The sequence below is a fragment of the Streptomyces sparsogenes genome, from assembly GCF_001704635.1.
Taxonomy (GTDB): Bacteria; Actinomycetota; Actinomycetes; order Streptomycetales; family Streptomycetaceae; genus Streptomyces; species Streptomyces sparsogenes.
Genome location: NZ_MAXF01000035.1, coordinates 1 through 26,464 on the forward strand (window position 1 = coordinate 1; position 26,464 = coordinate 26,464).

Consider the following 26,464-nt stretch of genomic DNA (forward strand, 5'->3'; position numbering starts at 1 on the left):
TCGGCGGCGGCGGCCAGGACCTTGGCCTGGTCGAGGTAGCTGGCCGCTGGTGTGTCACCGCCCAGCGCGTAGGCTTCGTCGGCCGCGCGCACATGCACCGCGTCCCGGTCCGGATCGGCATAGACCGCAACACTCGCGATCCCGGCATCCCGACAGGCACGGGCAACGCGGACCGCGATTTCGCCACGATTGGCGATGAGCACCTTTTTCATGCTCTCTCTTCCCTCTGTCAGAAGAACCGTCCGTCCCGGACGGTCGGTGGCTACCCCAGGGCCCGCTTGAGGAAATCCAGTACGACATTCGCGTATGCCTCGGGATCGGTCTCGAGGCCGAGCAGGTGTCCGGCGTTCGGCAGGACATGCGTCTCGGCCTGGTCATAGCGCTCCGCGAGCGCGTCCACCGAGGAGGGCGGCACGATGTCGTCCCGCTCCCCCGACATGAACAGCAGCGGTATCTCGGCGAACTTCCCCGTCGTGGGCGGCGGCCACTGCGCGCGGACCATGGCGGGCCCCAGCGCACACATGACCCCGGTGACCACCGACCGGGACGGCTCCCCGCCGAGCAGCCCCGGCAGCGGGAACATCCCGGCCTCCAGGGACTTGCGCAGCAGCGGGGGCACGTCGTGGCCGGGGCCGCTGTCGCAGACCAGCGCGTCCACGGAGAAGCCCTCGTGCGTCAGCGCCCACATGGACGAGAAGCAGGAGAAGGTGAAGCCGTAGACGGCGATCCGGGCCGGGCCGTAGCCCAGGCCGCCCCGCAGATGGGAGACGACGGCGGTGATGTCGCTGGCGAACCGGTCGCCGAGGCCGAGCACCGCCCGGTCGACGCTGCTGGCCCCGTGGTTGCGGTGGTCGAACAGGCAGACGGTGTAGCCCGCGTCGTGCAGGAACTTGGCGTGGCCGAGGCTGCGCGTCTTGTCCGTCCCCATGCTGTGCCCGAGGACCACCACCTTCCGCTCCGACCCGGGGCACAGCCAGGCGTGGATGTACTTCCGGGCGGCGAAGGGGATCCTCAGCTCCGTGCCGGGCAACCCGTGGTCCCGCGGGGACTCGTGCGGCGCCCGGCGGCGCGGATGGAAGGCCCGGTACGCCAGCCAGGCCCCGTACAAGGGGGCCAGCGGCAGCGCCGCGACCGACAGGGCGCGGGATCTCAGCGCGGAGTTCCGTACCGGCTTCTGCCGTGGCTCGGGCATCTGCGTCCTCCGGGGAGGGGTGGGGTGTCCGTCGGGAGTCAGAGCTGTCTCGTCTCGGTTTCGTGTGCGATCCGGGTCGTGCGGGGTCAGCCGCAGCCCCCGGCGTGGCCGTGGTCCGCGGAGCGGGCGGCGGCGAGGTCCGGGCCGGGCGGCGGCGGGGCCGGCGCGCCCCCGCGCGGCCCGGCGCGGACGGACTCGACGAACGCGGGCAGCCGGTCCACCCCCCAGAACCGGTCGTAGCCGTGGCGGAAGAACGGGACGCCGAACGCCCCGTCCCGGCCCAGGGCGAGCAGCGCCGCCAGCCCCCGCCCCTCGCGCAACTCCCGGTCCCCGGCCGCCCCCGCCAGCCGGTCGGCCGGCAGCCCCAGCTCCTCCGCGACGCCGGCGATCACCGCCGGGTCGCAGATGTCGCGGCCCTCCTGCCAGCGGGCCCGGTAGACGCGCTCGATGTACCGCGGGCCGAGCCCGGCGTCCAGCGCCGGGAAGTACGCCAGGTGGGGCACCTCCCACACCGGGTCCTGGTCCACCGGCCAGCGGATGTCCAGCCCGCGGGCGCGGGCGAGGCGCCGTACGTCCTGGAGGATGTAGAGGTGCTTCTCCCGGGACATGGGGGTGTACGGGAAGGTCTCGCCGTGCTCGTTCATCAGGCGCTCGCCGTCCGCGTCCGGTTCCCACCACGGGCGCCATTCCACCGCCTGTGCGACATCCGGATAGCGGTCCATCAGGTCACGGTAGGCGATCCAGCTGTACGGACTGCGGAAATTGAAATAGAAGCGTGCCACCCTGCCGCGCTCCCGGGCCATCGCCGGTCCCCCTTTCCGTTCCCGTCCGGTTTTTCCTCCGGCCGGCTCAGATCACGATGCCGCCGTCGATCTCGAACACCGCTCCCGTCACATACTCCGCTCCGACCAGGAAGGCCACCATGTCGGCGACCTCCTCCGGGCGGCCGAAGCGGCCGAGCGGAATGCTTCCCGACATCTGCTTCCGCACGCTCTCCGACAGCGTGGCGGTCATGTCGGTGTCGATGAATCCGGGCGCCACCGCATTGGCCCGGATGCCGTAGCGGCCGACCTCCTTGGCGAGCGACTTGGTGAATCCGATGATCCCCGCCTTGGACGCCGCGTAATTGCTCTGCGTGGCGTGTCCGTGGACTCCGGCCACCGACGAGATGTTCACGATGCAGCCGGTTTTGCGCTTCATCATCCCGAAGACCACCGAGCGGCACAGGTGGAACGTGCCGTCCAGGTTGACGTCCATCACCTGCCGCCACTCCTCGTCCTTCATCAGCAGCAGCGGATTGTCCCGGGTGATGCCCGCCGAGGTGACCGCGACGTCGATGGGGCCCAGCCGCTCCTCGGTGAAGGCGACCAGCTCACGCACCGAGTCGGCGTCCGAGACGTCCGCCCGCCTGCCGACGACCCGCCCGCCGCCGAGCTGCTCCGCCTCCTTCTCCAGGGCGTGCGCGGCGTCGGGGCAGGACCGGTAGCAGAACGCGACGTCGAAGCCGTCCCGGGCCAGCCGCAGCACGGTGGCGCGGCCGATGCCGCGCGAGCCGCCGGAGACCAGGGCGACGCGGTTCACGGGGTCGGTCATCCGGTCACTCACCTCCGGCAGGCGCCGCGGCCGTCAGGTCGGCGGCCGGACGCGTCGTCATCACCATGCGGCCGACCGTCAGGACGGCCTCGCCCCCGGCCCGGCTCTCGCCCTCGAAGACGAAGGTGTCGCCCACCCGGCGGGTCAGCCGTGCGCGGTGTTCGACCAGGTCGCCGGGGGCGACCGGGCGGGCCGGCCGGGCGTCGGTGATGCCGCCCAGGAGCATCACCTGGCCGCTGAGCACATCCGGATTCGGCCGGTCGCGGGTCGCCAGCACCGCGGCGACCTGGCACCAGGACTCGACCAGGACCGTCCACGGGTAGTGGTGGTCCTGGTCGGTGGCCTTGTCCGGCAGCCCCTCGTACCAGGGCTCATTGCCGCTGACCGCCTTCCAGCCGGTCGCCCGCTCGCCCGGCACCAGCTCGGTGACCCGGTCGACCAGCAGCATCGGATAGCGGTGCGGCAGCAGCCGCTTGAGCGCGCTCGCCGTGATCGCCACCCGGTGTGCCGGATTCCCGGGCGGGGCCGAAGGCGCACCGGGGGTCTGGAAGCCTCTGGGGGCCTCGGGGGCCGGCCGCGGCCCGCCGTCGCGGGCGTAGCGCAGCCGTACGAGCGCGGCGGGCCCGCGCGGGGTGGCCGCGGCCACCCGGCAGCGCCAGGCCCCGTCCTCGCGCGACCAGGTGATCTCGCAGGTCAGCAGGTCGCCGGGGAGGACCGGGCCGGTGAACCGGGAGGACTCGACGGCCATCAGCGCCCAGGCCTCGCCCGGTTCGGGGAGGGTGGCCAGGGCGCCGCGGTGGGCGCACTCCACGACACACATGCCGGGGAGGACGGGGAAGCCGGGGAAGTGCCCGGCGAACACCCGTTCCGTGGCGTCGATGCGGACCGCGGTCCGGGCCGGGCGCTTGCCCGGGGATCCGGGGTCGACGACCTCGACCGCGCCGTCGACCGGGCCGCACGCCGTCGCCGTCACCTCATTTCCCCAGCTTCGAGGCCAGCAGGTCATGGACGTTCCGCAGGCAGGTGATCTCCTTCATCTCCTGCTCCCGCAGCTTCACGGAGTACTTCTTCTCCAGGACGACCATGACCTCCAGGGCCATGAGCGAGTCGACGCCCAGCTCCTTGACGAAGTCGGCGTCGTCGGTGACGTCCTCCTCCTCGACGTCGAGGACGTCGGCGACGAAGGCGCGCAGCTCCTCCAGGTCCAGGGCGGCGGCGGTGTCGGCCATGCGGGTTCTCCTCGCGGTTCTGAGCGTTCTGGCGTTCTCGGGGTTTTCGGGGTTTTCGGCGTTCTGAAGCTTCTCGGCGTTCTCGGCGTTGTTCAGGGGGTTTCGGCGGTCAGCTTGGTGAGGGTGGCGGAGGAGTCGACCGGGACGGTCACCGCGCCCGTGGCGATGCGGCGGATCATCCCCGTCAGCTGGCGGCCGGGGCCGAGTTCCACGAACCGGGCGCAGCCCAGCTCCTCGGCCAGGGTGCGCACGCAAGCGTCCCAGCGGATCGGGCTGGTGAGCTGGCGCAGTTCCAGGTCCCGCCATCCGTCGCCGCCGGTGTGGGGGCGGGCGTCCACGTTGGCGACGACGGGCATGTGCTCGGCGGCGAACTCCACGGCGGCCAGCGCCGCCTTCAGCTCGGCCGCCGCGTCCGCCATGCGCGGGCTGTGGAAGGCGCCGCCGACCGCGAGCGGAATCACCTTGCCGCCGCTCTCCACGGCCGACTCGCCGAGCCGGGCCACGCCGTCGGCGGTGCCCGAGACCACGATGGCGCCGGGCGCGTTGATGTTCGCGACCCACAGCTCCTCGCCCGCCTCGCGGGTCCGCGCGGCCAGCTCCTCCACGGTCTCCTCGTCGAGGCGGACCACCGCGGCCATGGTGCCGGGCGACTTCTCGGCGCACGCGCGCATGGCCCGGCCACGGGCGGCGACCAGGCGGGCAGTGTCGGCGAGCGAGAGCGCCCCCGAGGCGTACAGCGCCGTGTACTCGCCCAGGCTGTGCCCCGCGCAGGCGGCCACCTCGCCCAGCACACCGGCGGCGGCCGCCTCGCGGTGGGCGAGCACCTCGGTGGTGAACACGGCGATCTGGGCCAGGTCGGTGCGGCGCATTGTCTCGTCGTCGGCCTTCAGCAGCAGGTCCTCGACGTCGACGCCGGTGTACTCGGAGATCCCGGCGACCAGCGGCCAGGACTCGGTCTCGCGCCAGGCCTCGCCCATGCCCTGCTTCTGGGCTCCCTGCCCGGGGAACACCAGCGCGGTGCGCGGCTCCGCCGGGTCGCCGTCCCGCTCCGGTTTCTCCGTGGTCTCGTTCGTCATCTCAGCCAGCTCCTCACGGTGGTCCTCACGGTTGCGTCGTCGCGTGCGGCCGGGTCCGCAGGAGGGCCGCGCCGACCACGCCGTCCCGGTCGACCGAGGTGACCAGGGCCGGGCTGCCGGGGGCCGCCTCCCGCCGCTCGGCGAGCGCCAGTACGGCGGCGATCTGGAAGGCCGCCGAGGCGGCGTACGTGTCCCCGATGGAGTCGGCGGCGGAGACCCGCAGCGGCTCATGGCCGCCGAGGACCTCGGCGAGGGCGGCGCGCTCCGCCTCCCCCTCCGCGCCGGGCGCCTGCGAGTCGGCCACCGCCCACAGCCGCCCGGCCTCCGTGCCCGTACGGTCCAGCAGCCGCCGGACCACCTCGGCCAGCACCGTGCGGGCCCGCTCCGGGTCGGCGGCGAAGCCGAACTCGACACCCGCGACATCGACCAGGCCGCCCCGGCCGTGCTCGCGCGCGGACTCCTCCGGCTCCAGCAGCCACACCGCCGCGCCCTCGCCGAGCACGGCCGCGGTGTCGCCGTCGGCGCGGGCGTGCCACTCCAGCCAGGCGCGGGCGGAGGAGAACTCCTCGACGGCCCCGCACAGCACGGTGCCGGCCCGCCCGGCGCGTTGCAGGCGCAGCGCGTACTGGAGGGTGAGCAGCCCGGTGGCGCGGCCGCCGGCGACGGTGGTGTTGGGGCCCTTGAGCCCGTGCCAGATGGCGGACTGCCCGGCCGCGCGGTTCATGACGGTGTTGGGGAAGCGGGCCGGGTCCACGAAGAAGGGGCGCTCGCTGACCAGGGAGTCGCGGGTGAAGTCCATGATGGACTGGGCACTTCCGGTGCTGGTGCCCAGCGCCACGCCGGTGTCCTCGCCGACGCCGGGGAGGCGTTCGCCGGCCGCGTCCCCGTCGGTGAGCAGCCGGCCGAGGGCGGTGACCGCCAGCCCGGTGGCCCGGTCCATGGAGCGGGTGCCCTTGCGGCCGAGGATCTGCTTGATGTGGAAGTCGGGCACCAGGCAGGCCTCCTGGAAGGGCACGGACCACTCCTCGGGGTCCAGTGGCCCAGCGGCCCTGCGTCCCGAGCGCAGCCCGGTGGAGAAGTCCGCCCCGTGCAGGCCCAGCGGAGATACGGCGGCCCAGGCGGAGATGACCGGGCCGCCGGTGGCGGTGGCGTAGACCATGGATCCGTGTACTCCTTCGGTAGGGGTGGAGGCTGGGGTGTGCGCGGCGGGCGCGCCGGCGCGCCGGGGGCCGGTCACAGGAACCACACCTGTTCGTACGAGGGCCAGCGGGCGGCCAGTCCGCCCCCCTCGATGACGCGTACGCCGGGCAGCAGCCGGTCCGCGGCGGTGCGGCCGAGCGCGGTCAGGTCGGGCTCCTCGACCAGCACGGCCACGCCCGCGGCGAGGGTCTCGCGCAGCGTGGCGCGCGGGTCGGTGAGGGTGTCCAGGGTGCGCCGGCCGATGCGCAGGGCCGGTTCGTAGTCGGTGTCCAGGGCGTAGCTGGCGGCGAGGCCGCGCAGGGCGAGATCGGTGCCGCCGCTCTGCCGGTGCAGCTCGACGACCAGGGGCAGCACATCGGCGAACTGCCGCTCGACCGCGCCCCGGTAGGCGCGTTCGATCATCACCAGCCAGCGGGCCGTCGCCTCGGACACGGTCAGCACACCCCCAGCGTCAGACACTTGTCGGCGGCCGCCACGTGCTCGGCGAACTTGAACAGGGGCCGCCTGCGGACCTGCGGGATCTGGTCGGCGGTGCCCCGCTCCTCGGAGCAGAAGGCGCACACGTACCAGTGGAGGCGGTCCGGGTGGTCGGTCAGCAGCTCGCGCACGATCCGGGGGGCGGAGGGGTACTCCCGGTCCCAGTCGGCGTAGTTGCGCGGCTTGGTGTCGCCCAGGCCCGCCCAGGTCAGGCGGGTGGCGTCGCCGCAGGCCCACACCTGCACCCGCGCGCCCCTGTCCAGCAGCGAGGTGGTCAGCCGCAGGGCCGAGCCGACCAGTTCGGTCTGGTGCGGGGCCCCGGAGAGCTGTAACAGGACCTCGGTGCGCGGCGGTGTCCAGGCCATCAGTGCCACACCGCCCGCGAGCCGGGGGCGAGCAGCCGGTCCGCCACCTCGTCCATGTCCGCCATGCGGGAGCCGGGCAGCAGATCGCCGGCCACCAGGGCGCGCTGGGCGGCCGAGAAGGTGTCCACCCACAGCTCGCCGCCGCTCCGGAGGAAGGCCGCGACGCCCTGGGAGGCGCCGGGCAGCGCGGCGGTCACCCCGTTCTCGACGAGGAACAGCACCACGTGGTGGCCGTCCTGGAGCAGCCGCAGCGCGTCGCCGGCGAACCGCTCGCAGGCGGCCCCGGACTCGGGCCCGCCGCTCTCGACGAGCAGGTGGTCGGTCATACGGCCCCCGCCCCGCCGGACGCCCCGGACGCGTCGGACACTACGGAAGCGTCCGGCACCCCGGACACCTCGGACGCCTCGAACGCCTCGAACGCCTCGGCCAGGAAGCCGAGGACCCGTTTCTCGTACTCCGCCGCGTCGAACCGCAGCCCCCTCATGTGCGGGGCGCCGGCCGCCGTCCAGTACTGGGCGCCCGGGTAGTGGCGGGCGGTCCGCTCGACGGTGGCGGGGTCCACGAACGAGTCGAGGGCGCTGCCGATGAACATCAGCCGGGTGTCGCACCCCGACAGGTCCGGTGGCCAGTCGGTGAGGCTCAGCATCCGCAGCGCGAAGAACGCGAAGGCGCGCCGGTGGGCGGCGAGGGTGCGCGGCCCGCGCAGCCACCGGGGCAGGGCCTGCCCGCGCAGCGCGGCGAAGTGGCGCAGCCCCGCCGGGACGTCGTACGCCGGGCCGCTGTCCGCGATCACCGCGGCCACCGGCACCCGGGAGCGCGGCACCACCTGGAGGGCGGGCCAGGTCGAGAAGGAGAAGCCGAACAGGGCGAGGGCACCGCCGCGCAGCTCGGGGTCGGCGGCGGTCGCGTACACCACGTCCCGCAGGTCGCTGGTGTAGCGCTCGCCCATGCGGGTGAGCGCCCGGTCGGCGCCGCTGTCGCCGTGGTTGCGCAGGTCGTACGCGACGACGTGGTGGCCCGCCCGGTGGAGCAGCCGGATGTGGCCGAGCGTCATGGACCTGGTGCGGCCCATGCCGTGGCAGACGACGACGGTGTGCGGCCCGGCGCCCGGCACCACCCACGCGCGCAGCGGCACGCCGTCGTACGAGGCCACCACGGTCTTGTGGCGCGTCGGCAGGCCCCGGTCGGCGGGTGTGCGGGCGCGCCCGGTGGGCAGCGGGGGGTGGTAGAGCTGGTACGCGTGCTTGGCCGCACCGGCGATGCCCAGCAGCGGCGCGGCGGGGGCGGCCAGGGCGCCGGCCGGGCGCCGCGGCGGTGCGTCGCCGGTGTCTGGAGTGGTCATCGTCGGTCCTCGGCGTGCGGTCGGGTCACATCGGGCGGACAGGCCGGGTCGGGCCGGGTCGGATCAGGCAGGTCGGATCAGGCAGGGGCAGGTCAGGTCGGGTCGTTGGGGGTGAAGGTCAGGTTCTCGCCGCCGTCGACCCCGATCACATTGCCGGTGATCCAGGACGAGTCGGTGCGCGAGAGCAGCGAGATGGCCTCCGCCACGTCCTCCGGCCGGGTCAGCCTGCGGTGCGGGTTGAGCCCGCGCGCGTGCCTGGCGAGCCGGTCGCTGTCGGGGATGCGCTCCATGGACGGGGTCGGCGTCACCCCGGCGCGCAGCGCGTTGACGGCGATGCCGGAGGGGGCGAGCTCCAGGGCGAGCTGGCGCACATGGGACTCCAGGGCGGCCTTGGCGGCGGAGACGGCGCCGTAGCTGGGCATGACCCGGGCGCCGCCCCCGCTGGTCATCGCGTACACCTTCGCGCCCTCGCGCAGCAGCCCGGCGGTGAACAGGTCCTGCGTCCAGTAGACGAGGGAGTGCGCCATGACGTCGAGCGTCATGTTCATCTGGCGGGAGGTCACGCCCTGCTCGGTCTCGGGTGCCACGAAGGGCAGCAGGGTGCCGAAGGCGAGCGAGTGGACCAGGATCCTCACGCCCGCCCCGCCGGTCAGCTCGGCGAACCGCGGCAGCAGCTCCTCCCGGGTTCTGCCGGAGGCGGCGTTGGCGTTGAAGAAGTGCGCCTGGACGCCGTGGGTGCGCATCTCCTCGCGCGCGACGGCGGCCTTCTCCTGCCCGTCGGTGGTGTCGAAGTGGACGCCCAGGATGTTGACGCCCTCGCGCGCCAGCTCGTGGGCGGTGGCCAGGCCCATGCCGCTGGAGGCGCCCAGGATCAGGCACCAGGAACCCTCGAGTGAAGTGATCATCAGCCGTTCACCCTCCGCCTTCTTCCGCTCGTGCTGCGGCTTGTCGCTCGGCTCGTGCTGCGGCTCGCGTTCCGGCTCGCGTCTCGGACTGTGCTGCGGCTTCTCGCTCGGCTCGCGTCTCGGACCGTGCCGCGGCTTGTGCCGCGGCCTGTGTCCCTGCTCGGCCGGCCGGGGTGACCAGGCACACCGCGGCGTTCCCCTCCGCCGCCGCGGTGACCACCACCCGGGCCGGGCCCGCCCCGCCCGCCAGGGCGGCGGCGACCCGCGCCACCGGCTCCAGGCAGCCGGCGCCCGCGGGCACGTGCTCGGTCCGCTCCCCCAGCGCCGCCGCCACCGCCCGGCCCACCGGGGAGCCGTCCAGCACGGCCGTGACCGGCGGCGGGCCGTCCGGCGCGGGCGACCCGGCCGGGTGGCCGAGGGCGTCGAGCGCATCCTCGATCAGCGCCCGGGCGCGCTCCGCGCCGCCCTCGGAGGCGGCCAGGGCGGGCGGCAGGAAGAACGAGCGGACCGCCACCGTGCCGTACGCCCGCCCGCCCCGGGCCGCGACGGCCGCCGCCGGCTCCAGCACCAGGGCGACCGCCCCGGCCTCGGAGGTGTCCGCCCCCGGCTCTCCCTCGGCCAGCGCCTGCTCGGTGGCCCCGGCCAGCAGCCGGCGGGCCCGGCCGGCGGCGAGGGCGCGCCCGCCGTTCTGGAGCGCTTCGAGACCGGCGACCCGGGGGCTGGTGAAGGTGAGGTTGAAGCCCTTGAGATGGTGCTCGGTGGCCAGCCGGCTGCCGAAGAGGTTGATCGAGAAGTACGGCGCGGTGGCCGGGCTCAGCTCGGCGGCGCCGGTCTCGATGACCGTACGGTCCATCGCGTCGTGCAGCGAGGCGGCCGCGCTGTTGGTGCCGACCGCGGCGGCGCGGCGCTCCGGGTCGACCGCCTCCAGGCTCCGCGGACCAGCGTCGGCCAGGGCCCGTTTGGCGGCGGCGAGGAAGAACTGGGAGGCGGGGGGCAGGTACTTGTAGCCGCGCGGGCCGAGCGCGGTCCTGAAGTCGAAGCCCTCGGCGCGCACCGTCCCGACGCCCGACACCACCAGATTCACGCCTGGGTTCACGCCGCCGCCCCCTGGAGCACCAGCGAGACGTTGTTGCCCCCGAACGCGTAGGCGTTGACCAGGCCGTAGGGGGCGGTCACGGGGGTGGGCGCGGTGGGCAGCGGCGCCTCGCACTCCGGGTCCAGGGCGCCCACCGGCACGTTCGGCGGGAGCGTCCCGTGGTGCAGCACCAGCGCGGCGGCCAGCGCCGCGAACGCGCCCGCCGCGCCGCCGGTGTGGCCGAGGAGCGCCTTGAGGCTGTAGAGCGGGGTGAGCGGGGCCGCCGCGCCGAGCACCGCGGCCAGCGTCCTGACCTCCACCACGTCGTTCAGCTCGGTCCCGGTGCCGTGCGGCACGACGAACCCGAGCCGCCCCGCCTCGGCGCCGCCCGGGACCGCCCCGGGCCCCGTAGCCGCCCCCGCCGTCCCCGGGTCCGGGAGCGCCCCCGCCTCCCGCAGGGCCTCGCGCATCGCGCGCTCGATCTGCGCGCCGCCGGGCTCGGGCGCGGTCGCGTGGTGGGCGTCGCAGCTCCAACCGGTGCCCGCCAGGCGCGCGTACACCGTCTTCACGCCCCGCCGGCGCGCGTGCTCCGCCGATTCGAGGACGAGGACGGCGGCGCCCTCCCCGAAGACCGTCCCGCGCCGGTCGGCGGCGAACGGGCGGCACCGCTCGGGGTCGATCGCGCCCAGCCGGTTGAAGCAGGCCAGCCCCACCCGCGAGTACGCCTCGCTGCCGCCGGCCACCACCACGTCCGCCTCCCCCGAGCGGATCAGGTCGGCGGCGAGGGACAGCGCGTAGCCGCTGGCCGCGCAGGCGTTGCTGAGGCAGGTGTTGGCCCCCTGGGCGCCCAGCCAGGCGCCGACCGCCGAGGCGACCGGGAAGACGGGCGCCCACCGGTCGGGCCCCGCCGGCCCGCCCGCGCGCCGCCGCTCGTGCAGGTCGGAGTCGCCCATGCCGCTGCTGACCGCGACGGCCACCCGGCGCGGGTCTACCCCGGCCAGGCCGGTGAGCCCCGCGTCCGCCACCGCCTCCCGCGCCGCCCCGACGGCCAGCCGGGACGCGCGGCCCAGCGGCAGCCCGCCCGGCTCCTCGGGCCCGGCCGGCACCTCGGGCCCGGCCGTCGGGCCCGGCCGGCACCTCGGGCCCGCCCGGCACCTCGGCCTCGGGCACCAGATACATGTGCGGGTGGTCCATGCGCGCCAGCGGGTCGGGCACCCGCACCGGCGCGCTGCGCGCGGCGCGCATGCCCCGCCACAGGGCGTCCACGCCCGAGCCCACGCAGCTCACCGCGCCCAGGCCGGTGACCAGTACGCCCCCGTCCATCAGCTGCCGTCCGGCTTCCCGCCGAGCGCGTCCAGCACCCGCCGGTCGAAGGGGACCAGGTGCCAGTCGCGGCGGTTCTCGATCAGCGCGTAGCCGTGCACGATCCGGCCGGTCGCGGTGAGGGCGAGCCTGCCGTCGCGGACCACGTAACAGTCCATGCGGGAGGTGTAGGTGAAGTTCTTGTAGATCTCCTCCACGGTGTAGACCGTGTAGAGGTCCTCCTCCATCAGCGCCTCGTCGACGATGTCGATCACCGAGTGCGGCACGACGGGGATCCACTGGCGCTCGTCGAGCAGCGTCTTGATGGAGATGCCCCGGTCCCGCACGAAGCGGTCCTTGGCCTCCTCCATGAGCCGCAGATAGCCGTCCATCTGGAGGCGCTCGGTGAAGTGGCAGGAGGGGTAGGAGATGTTCCACTTCCAGGCGTGGGCGTTGCGGCCCTCGGTCAGGGCGGCCAGCACCGCCGCCTCGTCCCCGCCCGCCGCCGGTGCGGCGTCCGCAGTCGGTGCCGCGTCCGCCGCCGCCCGGGCCGCCCCCGCCGCTCCTTCCCCGTGGGCGCCGAGCCGGCCGACGGTGAAGCGGGTCAGCTCCCCGGGGATCTCGGTGGGCAGCCCCAGATAGGTGTCCGTACGCAGCGACACCCGCACCTTGGAGGTGACGGCCTTGAGGGTGGAGCCGCCGCGGTCGACCCGGAGGGTCACCTTGAAGCCGAGGGTGTCGTCGTCGGGCGAGGTGTCCGGCACCACCTCCGCCTCGGCCTCGTCGTCCAGGTGGAACGCGTGCAGGATGCGGCTGTCCAGGCCGACGACGTCCAGGCCCAGGCCGTACTCCTCGTACAGCAGCCGGGCCGGCATGCCGCAGTGCGCGAAGTGGATCAGCACGGCCTCTTCCACGAGGTAGTTGACGTGCTTGAAGCCGATCCAGGTGCAGATGTTGGAGCCCTCGTAGCGGGGGCGCAGCCGCACCGTGGTGGTGTCGGCGAGCAGGGCCTTGGTCAACGTCGGCTCGACCGCAGCTGTCATCAGATGTACTCCATCGAGGGAAGGGGGGTCGCCCGGCCGGGGGCACCGGGCGGCGGTGGTGCGGGGGCCGGGCGCGCGGGGTCCCGCCGGGCGCGCGGCGTCGCGGACACGCCCCAGGAAGCCGCCCACCGCGTCCGAGAACTCCGCCGCGCGCTCGACCATCGGGAAGTGGCCGGCGCCGGTGAGGACGCGCAGGTCGGCGTGGGGCAGCGCCCGTGCGAGCCGCTCGGCCTCGGCCGCCGGGGCGGCCTCGTCCCGCTCCCCGGCGACGATCAGGAACGGGGTCCGCAGATCCTCGACGGGCAGCCGCGGGGTGTCCAGATACATCGTGAAGAAGCTCAGCCAGCCGTACGGGCCGACGCAGTCGCGGACCTTCAGCGCCATCTGGTGGCGCAGTTCGGGCGGCAGCCGGTCGCCGGCACCGACCCGCAGGCCCTCTTCCAGCATCCGGTCGAACTGGTTGACGTAGTACGAGAGCGTGGCCCAGTCGAAGTCGTCCTCGCGCGGCCGGTAGAAGGGGGAGACGAGGACGGCCCCGAGGGGGCGACGCGCGGCCTCCCCCGCCCCCGCCCCTGCCTCCGCCTCCGTTTCCGCCTCCGTCTCCGTCTCCGTCTCCGCCAGCCAGGCGAGCAGCGCGTTCGCGCCGAAGGAGTGGCCGACGACCACATCGGGTCCCCCGGGCACGGCGGCCACGGCCCGCTCCACCCAGTGGGCGGGCGGCCGGCCCCACCACCTGGGCAGCGCGAAGCCGTTCCAGGGCAGGTCGGCGGCCCACAGCTCGCACGCCGGGTCGGCGAGCGCGCCCAGGCCCTCCCACACGGAGGCGCCACCGGCCAGCCCGTGCAGCAGCAGCATCCGCGCGGGAGCGCCGTCGGCGGAGGCCGAGGCCGCGGAGGCGACGGCCGGGCGGATCCGCCGTACGGCTATGGGCGGCTCCTCGGCGTACGGGGGGTTCACGCGGCGGCTCCGCCCGGTTGCCGGGGGCTGGCCGCGGGCCGCCCGGGGGGACGGAGCAGCAGGGCGGCCACGGCGTCCGCGGGGTCGTCGCCGCTGGTGACCAGCGCGTCCCCCGCGCCGGCCCCGGCCTCGCCCAGCCAGCCGACCGCGGCGGCGCACTGGAGCACGCCCAGCGCGCCGGAGGCGCGGCCGAAGGCGGCGGTCAGGTCGTACCGCGGGACGGTGCCGGGGAGCATCCCCGCCCCGGCGGCCCGGGGCCCGGGGGAGGTCCCGGGGGTGAACCAGACGCCGGGCGCGCGGTCCTCGGGCAGCAGCGCCCGGACGCACTCGGCGAGCCCGGCCCGGCGTTCGTAGCGGCCCAGAGCGGCCACGGGCTCGGCGCCGCGGTCGCGCGCCCAGGCGGCGCCCTCGACGACGAGCGCGGCGGCGCCGTCCAACAGCGGCTCCCCTCCCGGGCCCCCGGCCGTCCCCCCGGCCGGGCCCCCAGGCGTCTCCCCGGCCGGGTCCCCATGCGTCTCCCCGGCCGGGTCCTGAGCCGGGTCCCCCGCCGGGCTGTTCAGCAGCCCCTCGACCACCGGGTTGCACGTCTCGACGCCGATCACCAGCGCGCGGCGCACCCGCCCGGCGGTCACCAGCGTGGCGGCCCAGTGCACGGCGTCCAGGCCTGAGGTGGCGCCGTTGCACAGCATCAGGTTCGGCCCGCGCAGGCCGAAGCGGATGGCCGCCCAGGAGGCGATCACATTGCTGGAGGCGTTCGGCAGGCCCATGGGGCTGAGGGCGGCGGTCGACTCCTTGGCGATGGCGGCGGCGGTGAGACAGGCCGTGTCGAGGTTGCCCAGGTTGGAGCTGGCGACGACGCCCACCGTCCCGCCCGGCACGGTCAGCTCCTCGCTGTCGCCGGGGATCAGGGCGGCGTCCCGCAGCGCGTCGAGCGCGGCGCACAGCGCCAGCCGGGTCGCGCGGTCCTTGTAGCGGTGGCCGCGGCGGCCGATGCGGGCGCCGGTGTCGAACGGCTCGAACGGCTCGTACGGCCGGCTGGGCGCGGCGCGCAGCAGCTCCCGGGGCGTGTCGGCGCCCGGCAGGGCCAGCCCGACGCCGGTGACGACCACCGTCGGAAGGGTCGCGGATATCCGGGGGGTCATGTTCCGGCCCTCCCGTCCGCCCCGGCCGCCACGCCTGTCGCACCCGCCCCGGCCGCCCCGGCCGCCGCGCCCGCCCGCTCCACGATCGCCACCGCGTTGACGCCCCCGAACCCGAAGGCGTCTATCTGCGCGAGGCGCAGCTCGGCGCCCTCCACCCGCTCCCGTACGAACCGGAAGTCGGCCGCCTCCGCCACCGGGTCGGTCAGCCCCAGGGTCGGGGGGACCTGCCCCGAGGACAGCGCCCGGAGCGCCACGATCAGGCTGAGCAGCCCGGAGCCGCCCGAGGTGTGGCCGGTCATGGACTTGATGGCGGTCATCAGGGGCGCCCCGGCGTCGCGGCCGAAGACCTCGGCGATGGCCGCCGCCTCCGCCTCGTCGTTGAGCAGCGTGCCGGTGCCGTGCAGCAGCACCAGGTCGATGTCGCCCGGCGCGACGCCCGCCCGCCACTGTGCCTCGCGCACCGCCTCGGCGATCCCGTCGGGGTCGGGGGCGGTGACATGGCGCGCGTCGCAGTTCATGCTGACGGCCCGCAGCCGCCCCAGGACCGCACCGCTGACAGCGCTCTCTTCCCGACTCGCTTCCCGGCTCTCTTCCTGACTCTCTTCCCGTCGCAGCACCACCGCCGCCGCGCCCTCGCCCATCAGCACCCCGCGGCGCGCGCGGTCGAAGGGCCGGACGCATTCGGGCGGCTCGGCGTGCACCCGGTCCAGGAGCCCGTACATGCTCTCGGTGAGGGTGTCGACCCCGGCCACCACGACAGTGTCCTCGGCGCCGGTGGCCAGCAGGTCGGCGGCGAGGGCGAGCGCGTAGAGGGAGGCCGAACAGGCGCCGGAGAAGGTGTAGCTGCGCTCGGCGCCGAAGCGGGCCCGCAGCGCGGGGCCGAAGTGCAGCCGGCCCGGGTCGAGGGGCACGCCGTCGCACCACGCCAGTTCGGCCGAGCGCAGCTCCCGCAGGCCGGTGCCGACCAGGACCGGCACCCGGCTCAGGTCGTCGCCCAGCCCGGCCTGGGCGGCGGCTTCGGCGACGGCCCGCAGCAGCCACGCGGTGGCGCGGCCGGGGATGTCGCCGCCCTCGGCGGGGCGGTCGTCGATCTCGTACGCGTGGCGCGCCCGGTACCGGTCCCGGTCGAAGCCGCGCAGTTCGCTGAGTCCGCTGGTGCCCGCGCACAGCGCCCGGAAGACCTCGTCGACGCCCTCGCCCACGCTCGCCACGGCACCGGCGCCGGTCACCAGCTGACTCATGACCAGTCCGCGTCGCGCTTGCCGAAGATCACGACGGCGTTGTTGCCGCCGAAGGCCAGCCCGTTGTTCTGCACGACCTTCACATCGGCGGCGATGGCCTCGTTGGGCACGACGTCGAGGCCGCACTCGGGGTCGGTCCTGACGTGGTTGATGGTCGGCGGGATGAAGCCCTCGGTGAGCGCGAGGGAGCAGGCGATCGCGGCGAGCGCGCTGGCGGCTCCCATGGTGTGGCCGATCATCGACTTGACGGACACGGTGCGGGGCGGGTTGTCGTCGCCGAAGACCTGGCGGATGGCGCGCGCCTCGGTCACGTCGTTGGCCTTGGTGCCGGTGCCGTGCGCGGAGATGAAGTCGACTTCCTCCGGCTTGACTTCGGCATTGTCGAGGGCGATACGCATGCATTGGGCGACGCTGTCCTGATGCGGGGCCACGGGGTGGTGCGCATCGCAGTTGAGGCCGTATCCGAGGACTTCCGCGTAGATACGGGCACCGCGGGCGAGCGCCGATTCCAGGCTCTCCATCAGCAAAATGCCCGCGCCCTCGCCGGTGAGGATTCCCCTGCGGTCGATGTCGAAAGGCTGGCAGCGCTCGGGGGCGATGGTGCCCAGCCGATAGAAACCGGTGAAGGTCTTGCGGCACAGGGCGTCGGCGCCGCCGCACAGGGCGAAGTCCACATCTCCGCCGCGTATCGCGTCGAAGCCGTAGCCGATCGCGTAGTTGCCCGCCGCGCAGGCGGTGGGGAGGGTGACCGCCTCCACCCGGGTGAGGCCGAGTTCCTGGGCGATGGCGGCCGAGAGCCGGCCCGCCGGGACGCGTCGGGCGACGACGGGGTCCATCTGCTCGGGGCCCTGGTCGACCTCCACCTCGACCAGGTGGTCGAGGTCCCTGGACTCCCCGTCGGTGGTGCCGACGGAGATCAGGGTCGCGACGTCCCGCAGGTCGTGGTCGGTCAGTCCGGCGTCGGCCAGCGCCATCCGGGCCGCCGATACGGAGAACTGGGCGGCCCGCCCGAGAGTGCGCGGATCGAGGTGGTGGATCCACTGGCCGGGGTCGAAGTCGGTGATCTCGCACGCCGTGGTGTGGTCGAACCCCTCGGTGTCGAAAGCGGTGATCGGCTTCGCGGCGCTCTTGCCGGACCGCAGCCCGGCGAGGAACTCGGCGGTGCCGACGCCGATGGCGGACACCGTGCCGAGGCCCGTTATCACGACCCTGCGGGCCGCCTCACCCTGCATATCGCCCTGCCTTCGCTTGAGTCCGCCACGGATTCGTTACCAGCCGGCCGCTTCGGAGACGACCGTGTAGACGCCCTCGAGGTTGACCATGCGACTGAGTTCCGACTGCGCGATGACGACGTTGAACTCCTTTTCCAGGGCCGCCAGAATCTCGATGGCGCGCAGTGAATCCGCGTCGTGTTCTTCCTTGAAGAGGCTGGTCTCGGTGACCTCGTCCGGATCTATCTCAAGGATATCCGTCACGATTTCCTTGATTGTTTCCTGGCGCTCTTCGACGATGGCGGCCATTACCGCACACCTCCATTTTTGGGCATGGGCAAAGCGAGGAACGTTCCCATGACGCTAATCGCCGGTTCCAGAGCGCGACAACCCCCGAGTCCACTACCTGTCATGGGCCCGGCCCAGGCGACCCGTTGGTAACCCCGGCTGTCATATAGCTGCCGCACCCGGCCCGGCCCCAGGTGTTGCGCCCGGTTAATCGGCAGCAAGTTGCCAGCGCTCGTACCGGGCCTGGGCAATGCGCTTCTGGCCGTGCGATTCAGGCCATAAAGCCGGGCCGGCGCCCGTCAGTCGGGATAGCCCTCCATGAGCCCCGCGCGCGCGGCCCGCACCCCGGCCTGGAACCGGGACTCCACCCTCAGGTCCCGCATGATGTCGGCCACATAGCGCCGGTACGTACGCACCGAAAGGCCGAGCTTCCTGGCCGCCGCGTCGTCCTTGTAGCCCTCGGCCATCAGGATCAGGACCTCGCGCAGCACCCGCCCCCGCGCCCCGCCCTCGAAGGACAGCGGCCGCATGGGGCGCTGCGCCGCGTCCCACATGCCGCTCAGCAGCCGGTGCAGCATGTCGGCCACGGTCGAGTTCTGGATCATCGAGGCGCGGGACCCGCCCGGCTCCCCGGGCGCCGCGTCGGGGGCGATGACCGCCGCGCCGTCCACCACGACCAGCTCCTGGGACACCGCGCCGGACATCCGGACCTCCAGGCCCGCCCCCAGCTCGCCCATGCTCCGCTGCCAGCGCGCGCCCCGGATCACCGGGTGCGGGCACAACAGCCGCACCCTGACGCCCTTATCGAGGAGCTGGGCGAGGGTCTGGGCGGTCAGCTTGGCGTGGTCGTCGGAGGCCAGCTCCGGGAGCGCCCAGATCACGTCTTCCTCGGCCCGCAGCACCAGCCGGGCCACCCATCCGGCCACCGCCTCGCCGTCCACGGGCAGGTCGGCCGTCACACAGGCGAGCGTGGCGCGCCGGTGGTGGTGCACGGCGGACTCGAGCAGGCGTAACGCCTCCCCGAGGGTCTCTTCCAAGTGGTCCGGCCCGGTCTGCGGCTCCGCCCGAATCGCCCCCCTCACGCCCAGTTCCCCCGCTATTCCATCAATGGGCGCCACGTCATCTGGTTGAATTCGAAAATGGCTCAAAGGACACCCCCCGGATCCCCTTTTCGGCACAGTAACGAGGGCGCGCCCTTACCGCAAGGGATACCCCAGGGGGTATATATGCTCAATCTTCGGCAGGAAAATGCCACCCACCAGGACCGAGTCCGGCTCGAGCCGGGCTTCAAGCATGGCTTAAGTCAGGCTTCGGTCAGGCCGAGATAAGCCTTGCCCATGTGCCCAAGAGGCTGCGGCTTCCGCCCCCCATTGATAACTTCGCCTGAAGCCAGCACGAGTCCCTTGCCGTACGACGGCGGACCCTCTCTCACCCTCGGGTCCCGAAAGGCGCCGCACACATGGCTGCACAGAACACCGCGACGACCGCCGCCGCGGCGGCCGACCCGCCCGGGTCGCCCACCGGCCGCCAGTGGCTGGCCCTGTCGGTGCTCGTCCTGTCCCAACTGGCGGTGTGGCTGGACAACACCGTGCTCAACGTCGCGCTGAAGACCCTGGCCGACCCGGACGAGGGCCTCGGCGCCAGCCCCAACCAGCTCCAGTGGAGCATCAGTTCCTACACGCTGGTCTTCGCGGTGCTGCTGTTCACCGGCGGGGTGCTCGCCGACCGCTACGGCCACCGCCGGCTGCTGCTCACCGGCATGCTCGTCTTCGGCGCCGCCTCGGTCTGGGCCGCCTACGCCGGCTCCGCCGACGAACTCATCGTCGCCCGGGGCGTGATGGGCCTGGGCAGCGCGCTGATCATGCCCGCGACGCTCGCGCTCATCGCCCAGGTCTTCGACGAGCGGCACCGCGCCACGGCCATCGCCATCTGGTCCGGCTCCAGCGGCATCGCCATCGCCACCGGCCCGATGCTCAGCGGCGCGCTCCTCGACCACTTCTGGTGGGGGTCGGTCTTCCTGGTCAACGTGCCGATCGTGGTGCTGTGCGCGGTGGGCTCGTTCCTCTACCTCCCCGGCGTGGTCACCAAGGTCCGCAAGAAGTTCGACCCGCTCGGCGTGCTGTTCTCCACCGCCGGCCTGTTCGCCGTCGTCTGGGGCGTCATCGAGGGCGGCCACCGGGGCGACTGGAGCGGCCCCGCCGTGCTCGGCTCGCTCGCCGGCGGCGCGGTCCTGGTCATCGTCTTCGTCGTGATCGAACTACGCGTGTCGAGTCCCGGATTCGACGTACGGCTCTTCCGCGACGTCCGGTTCACCGGCGCCAGTGTCGCCATCATGCTCACGTTCTTCGGCGTCAACGGCTCGATGTACTACACCAGCTTCTATCTCCAGGGCGTGCACCGTCAGACCCCGCTCGAGTGCGGCCTGTCCATCGCCCCCGTGGCCCTCGGCGTGCTGCTCGGCGCCCCGCTGTCGGCCCGGCTGGTCCGGCGCCACGGCGTCCGGTCCGTGGTGACCTGCGCCATGCTGATCGCCACGGCGGGCTTCTTCGGCTACGTCTTCCTCGACGAGCACACCGGGCTCGGCCTGTTCTGGGTCTTCCTCGTCCTCCAGGGCCTGGGCATGGGCGCCGCGATCGCCCCCACCACCGAGGCCATCATGTCCGTCCTCCCCCCCGACCGCACCGGCGCCGGCTCCGCCGTCAACAACTCGATGCGGCAGATCGGCGGCGTCCTGGGGGTCGCGGTCCTCGGCTCCGTCCTGGCCGGGGTCTACCGGGACGAGATCACCCCCAGGCTGAGCGACCTGCCCGCCGACTCGGCCGCCGCCGCCGAGGAGTCCCCCGAGGCCACCCGCCTCCTCGCCCAGCGGCTCTCCCTCCCCCGGCTGGCCGACTTCGCCGACCAGGGCTTCGTCCACGCCATGCATGTCGCGGCCGTGGTCGGCGCCGCGGTGGCCCTCGTCGGCGCCGCGGTCATCTGGTGGACCTTCCGCCGCCCCACCGCCCCGGGGCAACCCGCCGAACAGGGCTGACACCAGGACTCGTTGGCGGCTACGGCCTGAACCGGATGGTCACGCGCGCCCAGCCGTCCGGGCTCACGTACCGCCATGTGCCGACTTCGTCGGCACACAGCATGGCCTCCGAGTACAGGACCCCGACCAGGAGCTTCCAGGGCTCGCCCCGCGCGGCGGCCCCTTCGTGGCCCGGATCCCGCAACGACTTGTCGGCGGCTTTGAACACGGCTGTGCGGAGGTCGGCGTACCGGGGCGTGCGCGCGGTCCCGGTGGTGACGCCCGCCTCGCTGATGAACGTCCATTCGGCGTGCCAGGGGCCGTGGGGCATGGGTGACCGTCCAGTCCGACGAGTATTCGCGTGTCTACGCGGGGCCGGTGCCCCTCTGGCGCTCGGCGTGAAGCCGCGCGATGGCCCGCAGCTGCCGCCGCTCGTACGCGGTGGCCGGGCGCACGGATGCCTGGGGCGAGCGCCAGGTGAGGCCGGTGGGGCGGGTGAGGCAGACGAACGGCCCCACGAAGTCGGTGATCGTGGCGGGCATGTCGTAATGCCGGTCGTAGACCACCATGCCGATCGCGAGGATATGCGGGGTGCGGGCCGCCCTGCTCATTTCGGCCTCCGTGCCAGATGCCGGGCGATCAGTTCGCTCAGGGCGGCGGAGCGTTGCCGGAGTTCTTCGAGGGTGGGGCGATCGTCGCCGTCCTCCTGCGGTCCGTCGTCCTGGCCCTGGGGCGGCGGGGGCGTTGCCGGAGTGGCCACCTACGCCACCACCCTCACGCCGTGGATGACACGCGGGCCGATGTCGATGCCGTGCACGGCCAGCCACAACGTCCGCCGCCGCTGCCGCCGCAGCCGCCGCAGCCGCCGCTCGGCGCGCTCGTGCGCGACGACGTACGGGCGGACCATGGCCACTCCGTGGCCGTGGTCCGGTAGCCCGGCGGCTGCCATGGGACGTGCGGGTGCGTGGGGTGTGGGTGCGAGGCGCGGCGGCGTCGGGAGGTGCGGGAGCGGGGTGGCGGCGGCCGAGTCGGCCGCGCGGTGGCGGCCTGACGGCGGCAGCAGCAGACGTAGCAGCGCTTCCAAGATCCACGCGATAACGTGGGCCATGCTCATCAACCTCCTGGGGTTGAGGGCCACGCCCCCGGACCGCGGTGCATGCGGTCGCGGGGGTCTTGCGTGTGGCCGTTGGTGGGGCAGTTGACCGTCTCGGATGCACACCAGGCGTAGTCAACCGATCACTAGGACAACACAACTTCCGGTATGCTGGGCCGACTTAAGCGGACAAATTTAGATCCGCTCCCCCTTGCGGGGCTGCGCCAGATCACCAAAGTCGGAGGTCACAGCGTTGGATGAGACCAGCCCCCCAGAGAACTTGAATCCCCTCCAGCGCTTCGGGTCAGATGTGAAGCGCGTCCGCCTCGGACGCAAGCTCACGCAGAAACACCTGGGCAAGGTCACGGGCTACTCCGATGCGTATGTCAGCCTGGTGGAAGCCGGGAAGCAGATGCCCAGCATGAGGTTCGCCAAGGGGTGCGACCTGGCCTTCGGGACGAATGGCCTCTTCGAGGGCATGTTGAAGCGGATCGACGAGGGCGACCATCCGAGCCGGTTCGTCCCCTACCTCGAACAGGAGAAGAAGGCCGCCCACATCTACGACTACTCGGTTCACAGCATTATGGGCATCTTGCAGACGGAGGCATACGCCCACGCGATCTTCCGTGCCGGGTACCCGCATGCACGCGCCGACGTCATCAAGGGCAAGGTCGATGCCCGCATCAGGCGTCGCGAAGTGATGGAACGAGAGAATCCGCCCACCCTGTGGGTGGTCCTTCACGAGGCGTGTCTCCGAACCGTCGTAGGCGGGCCCGCCGTCATGGCGGCCCAGCTACAGCACTTGATCGCCTCGGCTGACAGCCCTGACATCGACCTCCAGGTGATCACCTACGCGGCTGGGGCGGCAGCCGCGCACGTGTCGCCGTTCACGCTACTCGTGTTCGACTCCGGCTCTGAAGTGCTTTACTCGGACGGGCCTCAAGGGGGCAAGCTGTACGACAAGGGGGCGACCGTGGCGGACGCGATGCATCACTATGAACGGCTGCGGGCGCACGCTCTACCCCCGGATGATTCGCTTGCTCTAGTCAAGGATCTGTACAAGGAGTACGCCTTATGAGCGCAGACATCGATCCCACCGCCGCCGAGTGGGTCAAGTCGTCGTACAGCGGGTCCAACGGGGGGCAGTGCCTGGAGTTCTCCCCCACCTTCGTCCTCTCCGGTGTGATCCCCGTCCGGGACTCCAAGACCCCCCAGGGCCCGGCGGTCGTCTTCCCCACCACCGCCTGGTCCTCCTTCGTCACCGCCGTCAGGCGCGGGGAGTTCCCCGCCACCTGACCCGCACCACCACCCGCAAGCGCGCGGCCCCTCGCATCCGCCTCGCCGAGGGGCCGTTGTCATCCGTCCTCCGCGTACCTGGCGAGCCCTTCCACCATGCGCCGCATGAAACGGGTCAGGTACCACCGCCAAAGGGGCCCGGACAGGGGAAGCTTGGGCGCGAACCGTGCCGACCAGACGATGTCCGTGCCGCCTTCGCGTGGCTGGGCCAGTTCGACGGAACCCCGATAGAAACGGAACGGCCCGTTCACGTTCTCGTAGACGAACCGCCTGTCGGTGACCAGCTCGACGATCCTCTCGTGCGAGACGGCCCGCCCGGTACGGAAGATCCTGGTGTCTCCGGCCTGCTGTGGATCGCCCGGATCGCCGACCTCGACCTCAGCGGCGTCGATCGGCGACCACAGGGGCCACGTGCCCGCGCGAACCAGCGCTGAGTACACGACTTCGGGGTTCGCTCCCGAGTGCGCCGTCACGGAATAGGTGAACGTCATCCCCCGAACGTAGGACGGCGAGGCCGTACGAGGACATGCGCCGGATTGCCCACCTGGCGATCAGATCTTGCGGTAGACCGACGGCCGGACACCGACATGACGCAGGAACGCCGCCGACAAGGGGCCGGGACCGCTGAAGCCGCACCGCTGGGCGATCTGCTCGACCGTGAGGGTGGTCTCCGACAGCAGTCGTTGTGCCCGTTCGATGCGGAGACGGGTGAGAAACCGATGGGGCGTCTCGCCGGTGGCGTTTCGGAAGACGCGGACGAAGTGGTAGACGCTCAGGTGCACTTCGGACGCGATGTCGGCGAGGGTGAGCGGCTCGGCCAGGCGCTCCCGCATGATGGCCGCGCCTTTGCGGACGGCGGCGTGCTCCCTGCCCGGTACGCGTGGTTCCGCGCCCCGGGACAACAGGTGGATCGCGAGGAACGCCGCGGCGGACTCGGCATACAGGTCACCCGCCTCCCGCTGGGCCGGCAGCGACCGTACGAGGTGTTCGACCAACGGGTCGCCCGTGCCCAGTCCGGCGGACACCGCCTCGAAGTCGGGCTCCCGGCCGCCGAGCTGAGCCGCGGTCCGTTCGATGACAGCCCGCGGGAGGTGCACCTGGACCGTGGACAGGGGCGATGTCGCCGCGTAGCTGCGTACGGTCGACCGGCCCGGCACCATGAGTTCCAGCCGCCCGGCCGTCCAGCGGCGCTTGACCGACGACCCTCCGGAGCCGATCCGCATGACCGCTTGTCCGGCCGTGCACAGCACGAGATGCAGGTCGCGGGTTCCGGGTAACACCAGGTGCTCGACCGCCGGTGCGTGCACGAAACACTGCACGAGCAGCGATCGCCAGCGGGCGTCGTCCCAACTGCAGTAGTCACGCCGTACGTACATCGCCATGTCAACGCCGGCGTACGGCGCCACATCGAAGTCGGGCGAGTCGAACACGGCGGTCCGGTCAGCCGCTCGCGGTGGCGAAGGGGCCGCCGTCGCCGAACGCGAGCCGCCCGAAGTTCTCGCCGATGCGGCGGTGTCCCGCCTGATCGGGGTGGAGCCCGTCGGGCAGCGGGAATTCCGCGTGGTCCCCCTCGCCGTACAGCTCACGGCCGTCGAGGTAGTACAGGTTCGGGTCGTCGGCCGCCCGCTGCCCGACGATCCGGGCCAGCTCGTCACGGATGACATTGAGGGTCAGGCGCCCGGCCGCCCGCTCGGCCGGATCGCCCGTCGCCTTGAACCGCAGGGTGCCACCGTCGAAGTCGGGTGCGAGCGGGCCCGGCGTGTCCTCCTGCACGGGGCACAGGATGGGCGACACGACCAGCAGCGGTGTCGTCGGATGCCCCTCGCGGATGGTGTCGAGGAAGCCGTGGACCGCCGGTCCGAAGGCGCGCAGCCGCATCACGTCGGCGTTGACGACATTGATGCCGACCTTGACGCTGATCAGGTCCGCGGGCGTGTCACGCATCGCGCGGGCGGTGAACGGGTCGAGCAGCGCGCTGCCGCCGAACCCCATGTTGACCAGCTCCACTCCGCCCTCGGCGGCTGCCAGGGCCGGCCAGATGGCCGTCGGGTGGGCGGCGTTCGAGCCGTGGCTGATGGAGCTCCCGTGGTGCAGCCACACCCTGCGGCCGCTGTCCGGCGCGGGCTCGACGGGGGCATCGGTGCGCAGGGCGATCAACTCGGTGATCTCCGTGTGCGGGAGCCAGATCTCGACGTCCTTGTCGCCTGCCGGGAGATCGGCGAACCGGGCGGTGCCGGCGGGCCCCTCCGACAGCTCGGAGGTCTGGGTGAACATGTCGGTGATCGTGCGCACATTGCCGCCGGCCACCGTGGCCTGGGCCGTGAGACGGCCGTCGACCAACAGGTCGTACACACCGTCCGGCGGGGCCGGGAAACCCCGGTAGACCCGCTTGGTGGGCAGCGTGTCCAGTTCGATCGCGGTGGCCCGGGTACGGAAGGCCAACCGCACCCCGGAGGGCTGGGCCTCGGCCACGGCCAGTTGGTCGTCGGGGATCTGCCGGCGCGCCCGGGCGGGCAGCCGATGCGGCAGCAGACCGTGCGCGGTCGCCTCCACATCGAGGAAACCGCGCAGGAGACGCACGGTGACGGGTGTGGTGATCCAGTCGTGTTCGGTGCTCATTGCCTCAACCTGTTGATCGGTGGTCCCGGATTGTTCATGTGTGCGAGGGGGTGGCCCGGTTCCGCAGCAGAGCGTCGAGCGAATCCACGATCCAGGCCCAGGATTCCCGCGCGTCGGGGGCGCTGTGCTCGAACCCTCCCGCCAGCTCCAGGCTCACGTAGCCGTGGAAGACGCTGCCCAGCATCCGCACCGCGTGCGTCTGGTCCGGCTCCGTCAGGTCGTAGCCGCGCAGGATCGCCCGCGTCATCTGGGCGTGCCGCACCCCCGCGCTGGCGGCCGCCGTCTCGGGGTCGAGCCGGAGCCGCGCGGCGGCGTAGCGACCGGGGTGCTCCCGGGCGTAGTCCCGGTAGGCGTCCGCGAAGGCGGCCAGGGCGTCCTTGCCCGCGCGCCCGGCCAGGCTGTCGGCGACCCGGTCGGCGAGCTCCTCCAGGGCGAACAGGGCGATCCTGGTCTTGAGTTCCTGGGAGTTCTTCAGGTGCGAGTACAGGCTCGCGACCTTGACGTCGAACCGCCGGGCGAGCGCCGAGACGGTCACCTGGTCGAAACCGACCTCGTCGGCCAGTTCCGCTCCCGCCAGGGTCAGCCGCTCCGGAGTCAGCCCTGCTCTCACCATAACCACTCTCCTTCTTGCCTACAACCATACAGTATCTGCCTAAAGCCTTTAGGTATCGGAGGTTCCCCGCCACCTGATCCGCACCCCAACCGGCAAGCGAACGGCCCCCTCACCGGGGGCCGATTCTGTGATCTTTTCCTTGCCTCCGTCCGTGCCCCAGGCATAGCCTCCGGGCACAACAACCGTAATTCGGAA

At 72.9% G+C, this 26,464-nt stretch carries 31 protein-coding genes and 1 pseudogene; 3 read left to right on the forward strand and 29 right to left on the reverse strand.

Features of this window, described 5'->3' with window-relative positions; genetic code table 11:
* The 22 genes and pseudogenes from BBH68_RS38980 to BBH68_RS07295 form a co-directional block, all read right to left on the reverse strand.
* On the reverse strand, window positions 1-212 hold a 212-nt coding region (locus tag BBH68_RS38980), incomplete at its 3' end, for a biotin carboxylase N-terminal domain-containing protein (protein WP_281182467.1).
* A 50-nt stretch (window positions 213-262) separates the two neighbouring features.
* Complete coding sequence (locus BBH68_RS07200) at window positions 263-1,192, reverse strand: alpha/beta hydrolase (RefSeq protein WP_065959879.1); 930 nt, start codon at window positions 1,190-1,192, stop codon at window positions 263-265.
* Between the two features lie 86 nt (window positions 1,193-1,278).
* Window positions 1,279-1,995, reverse strand: coding sequence for a 2-hydroxychromene-2-carboxylate isomerase (locus BBH68_RS07205; protein WP_065959881.1), 717 nt, complete (start codon window positions 1,993-1,995; stop codon window positions 1,279-1,281).
* A 46-nt stretch (window positions 1,996-2,041) separates the two neighbouring features.
* Window positions 2,042-2,785 carry a 3-oxoacyl-[acyl-carrier-protein] reductase gene (gene fabG, locus BBH68_RS07210; protein ID WP_065959884.1) on the reverse strand — a complete coding sequence of 248 codons (744 nt, stop codon included), beginning with the start codon at window positions 2,783-2,785 and terminating at the stop codon, window positions 2,042-2,044.
* 4 nt (window positions 2,786-2,789) lie between these two features.
* Window positions 2,790-3,758: a 3-hydroxyacyl-ACP dehydratase FabZ family protein gene (locus BBH68_RS42950; protein WP_245737936.1), complete on the reverse strand. Its 969-nt coding sequence runs from the start codon at window positions 3,756-3,758 to the stop codon at window positions 2,790-2,792.
* A gap of 1 nt (window position 3,759) precedes the next feature.
* Window positions 3,760-4,014, reverse strand: coding sequence for an acyl carrier protein (locus BBH68_RS07220; protein WP_065959886.1), 255 nt, complete (start codon window positions 4,012-4,014; stop codon window positions 3,760-3,762).
* A gap of 92 nt (window positions 4,015-4,106) precedes the next feature.
* On the reverse strand, window positions 4,107-5,090 hold the full coding sequence (locus BBH68_RS07225; protein WP_076972151.1) for an ACP S-malonyltransferase: 984 nt from the start codon (window positions 5,088-5,090) through the stop codon (window positions 4,107-4,109).
* Window positions 5,091-5,115: 25 nt separating this feature from the next.
* Complete coding sequence (locus tag BBH68_RS07230; RefSeq protein ID WP_065959889.1) at window positions 5,116-6,249, reverse strand: beta-ketoacyl synthase N-terminal-like domain-containing protein; 1,134 nt, start codon at window positions 6,247-6,249, stop codon at window positions 5,116-5,118.
* Between the two features lie 74 nt (window positions 6,250-6,323).
* Window positions 6,324-6,731 carry a hypothetical protein gene (locus tag BBH68_RS07235; protein ID WP_245737937.1) on the reverse strand — a complete coding sequence of 136 codons (408 nt, stop codon included), beginning with the start codon at window positions 6,729-6,731 and terminating at the stop codon, window positions 6,324-6,326.
* On the reverse strand, window positions 6,725-7,132 hold the full coding sequence (locus tag BBH68_RS07240; protein WP_065959890.1) for a hypothetical protein: 408 nt from the start codon (window positions 7,130-7,132) through the stop codon (window positions 6,725-6,727). The genes BBH68_RS07235 and BBH68_RS07240 overlap by 7 nt, the downstream gene beginning before the upstream one ends.
* Complete coding sequence (locus tag BBH68_RS07245; protein WP_065959892.1) at window positions 7,132-7,458, reverse strand: hypothetical protein; 327 nt, start codon at window positions 7,456-7,458, stop codon at window positions 7,132-7,134. The genes BBH68_RS07240 and BBH68_RS07245 overlap by 1 nt, the downstream gene beginning before the upstream one ends.
* The gene (locus BBH68_RS07250) at window positions 7,455-8,474 is read right to left on the reverse strand and encodes an alpha/beta hydrolase (protein ID WP_079150852.1); all 1,020 of its coding nucleotides are present in this window, start codon (window positions 8,472-8,474) and stop codon (window positions 7,455-7,457) included. The genes BBH68_RS07245 and BBH68_RS07250 overlap by 4 nt, the downstream gene beginning before the upstream one ends.
* Before the next feature lie 92 nt (window positions 8,475-8,566).
* Window positions 8,567-9,379 (reverse strand): SDR family oxidoreductase, encoded by an 813-nt coding sequence (locus BBH68_RS07255; RefSeq protein ID WP_065959894.1) that lies wholly within the window; start codon window positions 9,377-9,379, stop codon window positions 8,567-8,569.
* A gap of 7 nt (window positions 9,380-9,386) precedes the next feature.
* Window positions 9,387-10,475: a beta-ketoacyl synthase N-terminal-like domain-containing protein gene (locus BBH68_RS07260; protein WP_245737938.1), complete on the reverse strand. Its 1,089-nt coding sequence runs from the start codon at window positions 10,473-10,475 to the stop codon at window positions 9,387-9,389.
* Window positions 10,472-11,560 carry a beta-ketoacyl-[acyl-carrier-protein] synthase family protein gene (locus tag BBH68_RS07265; protein WP_342673120.1) on the reverse strand — a complete coding sequence of 363 codons (1,089 nt, stop codon included), beginning with the start codon at window positions 11,558-11,560 and terminating at the stop codon, window positions 10,472-10,474. The genes BBH68_RS07260 and BBH68_RS07265 overlap by 4 nt, the downstream gene beginning before the upstream one ends.
* A gap of 216 nt (window positions 11,561-11,776) precedes the next feature.
* Window positions 11,777-12,799 carry an acyl-CoA thioesterase family protein gene (locus tag BBH68_RS44445; protein WP_065960024.1) on the reverse strand — a complete coding sequence of 341 codons (1,023 nt, stop codon included), beginning with the start codon at window positions 12,797-12,799 and terminating at the stop codon, window positions 11,777-11,779.
* A 624-nt stretch (window positions 12,800-13,423) separates the two neighbouring features.
* Window positions 13,424-13,654 (reverse strand): annotated as a pseudogene (locus BBH68_RS44450) (alpha/beta fold hydrolase); the annotation flags it as partial.
* Window positions 13,655-13,752: 98 nt separating this feature from the next.
* The gene (locus BBH68_RS07275) at window positions 13,753-14,898 is read right to left on the reverse strand and encodes a beta-ketoacyl synthase N-terminal-like domain-containing protein (protein WP_065959899.1); all 1,146 of its coding nucleotides are present in this window, start codon (window positions 14,896-14,898) and stop codon (window positions 13,753-13,755) included.
* Window positions 14,895-16,139 carry a beta-ketoacyl synthase N-terminal-like domain-containing protein gene (locus tag BBH68_RS07280; RefSeq protein ID WP_065959900.1) on the reverse strand — a complete coding sequence of 415 codons (1,245 nt, stop codon included), beginning with the start codon at window positions 16,137-16,139 and terminating at the stop codon, window positions 14,895-14,897. Before BBH68_RS07280 ends, BBH68_RS07275 begins: the two co-directional genes overlap by 4 nt.
* Window positions 16,136-17,371, reverse strand: a complete 1,236-nt coding sequence (locus tag BBH68_RS07285; RefSeq protein ID WP_065959903.1) for a beta-ketoacyl-[acyl-carrier-protein] synthase family protein — start codon at window positions 17,369-17,371, stop codon at window positions 16,136-16,138. Before BBH68_RS07285 ends, BBH68_RS07280 begins: the two co-directional genes overlap by 4 nt.
* 36 nt (window positions 17,372-17,407) lie before the next feature.
* Complete coding sequence (locus BBH68_RS07290; RefSeq protein WP_065959905.1) at window positions 17,408-17,659, reverse strand: acyl carrier protein; 252 nt, start codon at window positions 17,657-17,659, stop codon at window positions 17,408-17,410.
* A gap of 278 nt (window positions 17,660-17,937) precedes the next feature.
* Window positions 17,938-18,720 (reverse strand): helix-turn-helix transcriptional regulator, encoded by a 783-nt coding sequence (locus tag BBH68_RS07295; RefSeq protein WP_245737939.1) that lies wholly within the window; start codon window positions 18,718-18,720, stop codon window positions 17,938-17,940.
* 377 nt (window positions 18,721-19,097) lie between these two features.
* Here BBH68_RS07295 and BBH68_RS07300 point away from each other — a divergent pair, with 377 nt between their 5' ends.
* On the forward strand, window positions 19,098-20,669 hold the full coding sequence (locus tag BBH68_RS07300) for an MFS transporter (protein ID WP_065959907.1): 1,572 nt from the start codon (window positions 19,098-19,100) through the stop codon (window positions 20,667-20,669).
* Between the two features lie 19 nt (window positions 20,670-20,688).
* Here the strand turns inward: BBH68_RS07300 and BBH68_RS07305 are convergent, their stop codons facing one another.
* The 3 genes from BBH68_RS07305 to BBH68_RS07315 form a co-directional block, all read right to left on the reverse strand.
* On the reverse strand, window positions 20,689-20,979 hold the full coding sequence (locus BBH68_RS07305; RefSeq protein ID WP_065959910.1) for a hypothetical protein: 291 nt from the start codon (window positions 20,977-20,979) through the stop codon (window positions 20,689-20,691).
* A gap of 34 nt (window positions 20,980-21,013) precedes the next feature.
* Window positions 21,014-21,259, reverse strand: coding sequence for a hypothetical protein (locus tag BBH68_RS07310; RefSeq protein ID WP_065959912.1), 246 nt, complete (start codon window positions 21,257-21,259; stop codon window positions 21,014-21,016).
* A 149-nt stretch (window positions 21,260-21,408) separates the two neighbouring features.
* Window positions 21,409-21,756, reverse strand: coding sequence for a hypothetical protein (locus BBH68_RS07315; RefSeq protein ID WP_065960028.1), 348 nt, complete (start codon window positions 21,754-21,756; stop codon window positions 21,409-21,411).
* A gap of 238 nt (window positions 21,757-21,994) precedes the next feature.
* Between BBH68_RS07315 and BBH68_RS07320 the strand changes: the two genes are divergently transcribed.
* Both BBH68_RS07320 and BBH68_RS07325 read left to right on the forward strand, forming a co-directional pair.
* On the forward strand, window positions 21,995-22,819 hold the full coding sequence (locus tag BBH68_RS07320; RefSeq protein ID WP_065959913.1) for a helix-turn-helix domain-containing protein: 825 nt from the start codon (window positions 21,995-21,997) through the stop codon (window positions 22,817-22,819).
* On the forward strand, window positions 22,816-23,037 hold the full coding sequence (locus tag BBH68_RS07325) for a DUF397 domain-containing protein (protein WP_065959915.1): 222 nt from the start codon (window positions 22,816-22,818) through the stop codon (window positions 23,035-23,037). Before BBH68_RS07320 ends, BBH68_RS07325 begins: the two co-directional genes overlap by 4 nt.
* Before the next feature lie 59 nt (window positions 23,038-23,096).
* Here the strand turns inward: BBH68_RS07325 and BBH68_RS07330 are convergent, their stop codons facing one another.
* From BBH68_RS07330 to BBH68_RS07345, 4 genes are read right to left on the reverse strand one after another with little or no spacing between them, the layout of a single operon-like run.
* Entirely contained in the window at window positions 23,097-23,528 is a 432-nt protein-coding gene (locus BBH68_RS07330) for an SRPBCC family protein (protein WP_065959916.1), read from the reverse strand.
* Between the two features lie 60 nt (window positions 23,529-23,588).
* Window positions 23,589-24,467, reverse strand: a complete 879-nt coding sequence (locus tag BBH68_RS07335) for a helix-turn-helix domain-containing protein (RefSeq protein WP_065959917.1) — start codon at window positions 24,465-24,467, stop codon at window positions 23,589-23,591.
* Between the two features lie 10 nt (window positions 24,468-24,477).
* Entirely contained in the window at window positions 24,478-25,656 is a 1,179-nt protein-coding gene (locus BBH68_RS07340) for a GDSL-type esterase/lipase family protein (RefSeq protein WP_065959920.1), read from the reverse strand.
* 34 nt (window positions 25,657-25,690) lie between these two features.
* A complete protein-coding gene (locus tag BBH68_RS07345) occupies window positions 25,691-26,269 on the reverse strand; it encodes a TetR/AcrR family transcriptional regulator (RefSeq protein WP_065959922.1) in 579 nt (192 codons plus the stop codon).
* Window positions 26,270-26,464 lie beyond the last annotated feature (195 nt).

Bases quoted from the DNA above. Each gene is read 5' to 3' on its own strand.
- BBH68_RS07225 (WP_076972151.1), bottom strand. From the start codon at position 5,090: ATGACGAACGAGACCACGGAGAAACCGGAGCGGGACGGCGACCCGGCG.
- BBH68_RS07250 (WP_079150852.1), bottom strand. From the start codon at position 8,474: ATGACCACTCCAGACACCGGCGACGCACCGCCGCGGCGCCCGGCCGGC.
- BBH68_RS07305 (WP_065959910.1), bottom strand. From the start codon at position 20,979: ATGCCCCACGGCCCCTGGCACGCCGAATGGACGTTCATCAGCGAGGCG.
- BBH68_RS07245 (WP_065959892.1), bottom strand. From the start codon at position 7,458: ATGACCGACCACCTGCTCGTCGAGAGCGGCGGGCCCGAGTCCGGGGCC.
- BBH68_RS07220 (WP_065959886.1), bottom strand. From the start codon at position 4,014: ATGGCCGACACCGCCGCCGCCCTGGACCTGGAGGAGCTGCGCGCCTTC.
- BBH68_RS07230 (WP_065959889.1), bottom strand. From the start codon at position 6,249: ATGGTCTACGCCACCGCCACCGGCGGCCCGGTCATCTCCGCCTGGGCC.
- BBH68_RS07340 (WP_065959920.1), bottom strand. From the start codon at position 25,656: ATGAGCACCGAACACGACTGGATCACCACACCCGTCACCGTGCGTCTC.
- BBH68_RS07285 (WP_065959903.1), bottom strand. From the start codon at position 17,371: ATGCAGGGTGAGGCGGCCCGCAGGGTCGTGATAACGGGCCTCGGCACG.
- BBH68_RS07205 (WP_065959881.1), bottom strand. From the start codon at position 1,995: ATGGCCCGGGAGCGCGGCAGGGTGGCACGCTTCTATTTCAATTTCCGC.
- BBH68_RS07345 (WP_065959922.1), bottom strand. From the start codon at position 26,269: ATGGTGAGAGCAGGGCTGACTCCGGAGCGGCTGACCCTGGCGGGAGCG.
- BBH68_RS07200 (WP_065959879.1), bottom strand. From the start codon at position 1,192: ATGCCCGAGCCACGGCAGAAGCCGGTACGGAACTCCGCGCTGAGATCC.
- BBH68_RS07290 (WP_065959905.1), bottom strand. From the start codon at position 17,659: ATGGCCGCCATCGTCGAAGAGCGCCAGGAAACAATCAAGGAAATCGTG.
- BBH68_RS07300 (WP_065959907.1), top strand. From the start codon at position 19,098: ATGGCTGCACAGAACACCGCGACGACCGCCGCCGCGGCGGCCGACCCG.
- BBH68_RS07325 (WP_065959915.1), top strand. From the start codon at position 22,816: ATGAGCGCAGACATCGATCCCACCGCCGCCGAGTGGGTCAAGTCGTCG.
- BBH68_RS07315 (WP_065960028.1), bottom strand. From the start codon at position 21,756: ATGGCCCACGTTATCGCGTGGATCTTGGAAGCGCTGCTACGTCTGCTG.
- BBH68_RS07330 (WP_065959916.1), bottom strand. From the start codon at position 23,528: ATGACGTTCACCTATTCCGTGACGGCGCACTCGGGAGCGAACCCCGAA.
- fabG (WP_065959884.1), bottom strand. From the start codon at position 2,785: ATGACCGACCCCGTGAACCGCGTCGCCCTGGTCTCCGGCGGCTCGCGC.
- BBH68_RS07280 (WP_065959900.1), bottom strand. From the start codon at position 16,139: ATGAGTCAGCTGGTGACCGGCGCCGGTGCCGTGGCGAGCGTGGGCGAG.
- BBH68_RS07310 (WP_065959912.1), bottom strand. From the start codon at position 21,259: ATGAGCAGGGCGGCCCGCACCCCGCATATCCTCGCGATCGGCATGGTG.
- BBH68_RS44445 (WP_065960024.1), bottom strand. From the start codon at position 12,799: ATGACAGCTGCGGTCGAGCCGACGTTGACCAAGGCCCTGCTCGCCGAC.
- BBH68_RS07275 (WP_065959899.1), bottom strand. From the start codon at position 14,898: ATGACCCCCCGGATATCCGCGACCCTTCCGACGGTGGTCGTCACCGGC.
- BBH68_RS07240 (WP_065959890.1), bottom strand. From the start codon at position 7,132: ATGGCCTGGACACCGCCGCGCACCGAGGTCCTGTTACAGCTCTCCGGG.
- BBH68_RS07255 (WP_065959894.1), bottom strand. From the start codon at position 9,379: ATGATCACTTCACTCGAGGGTTCCTGGTGCCTGATCCTGGGCGCCTCC.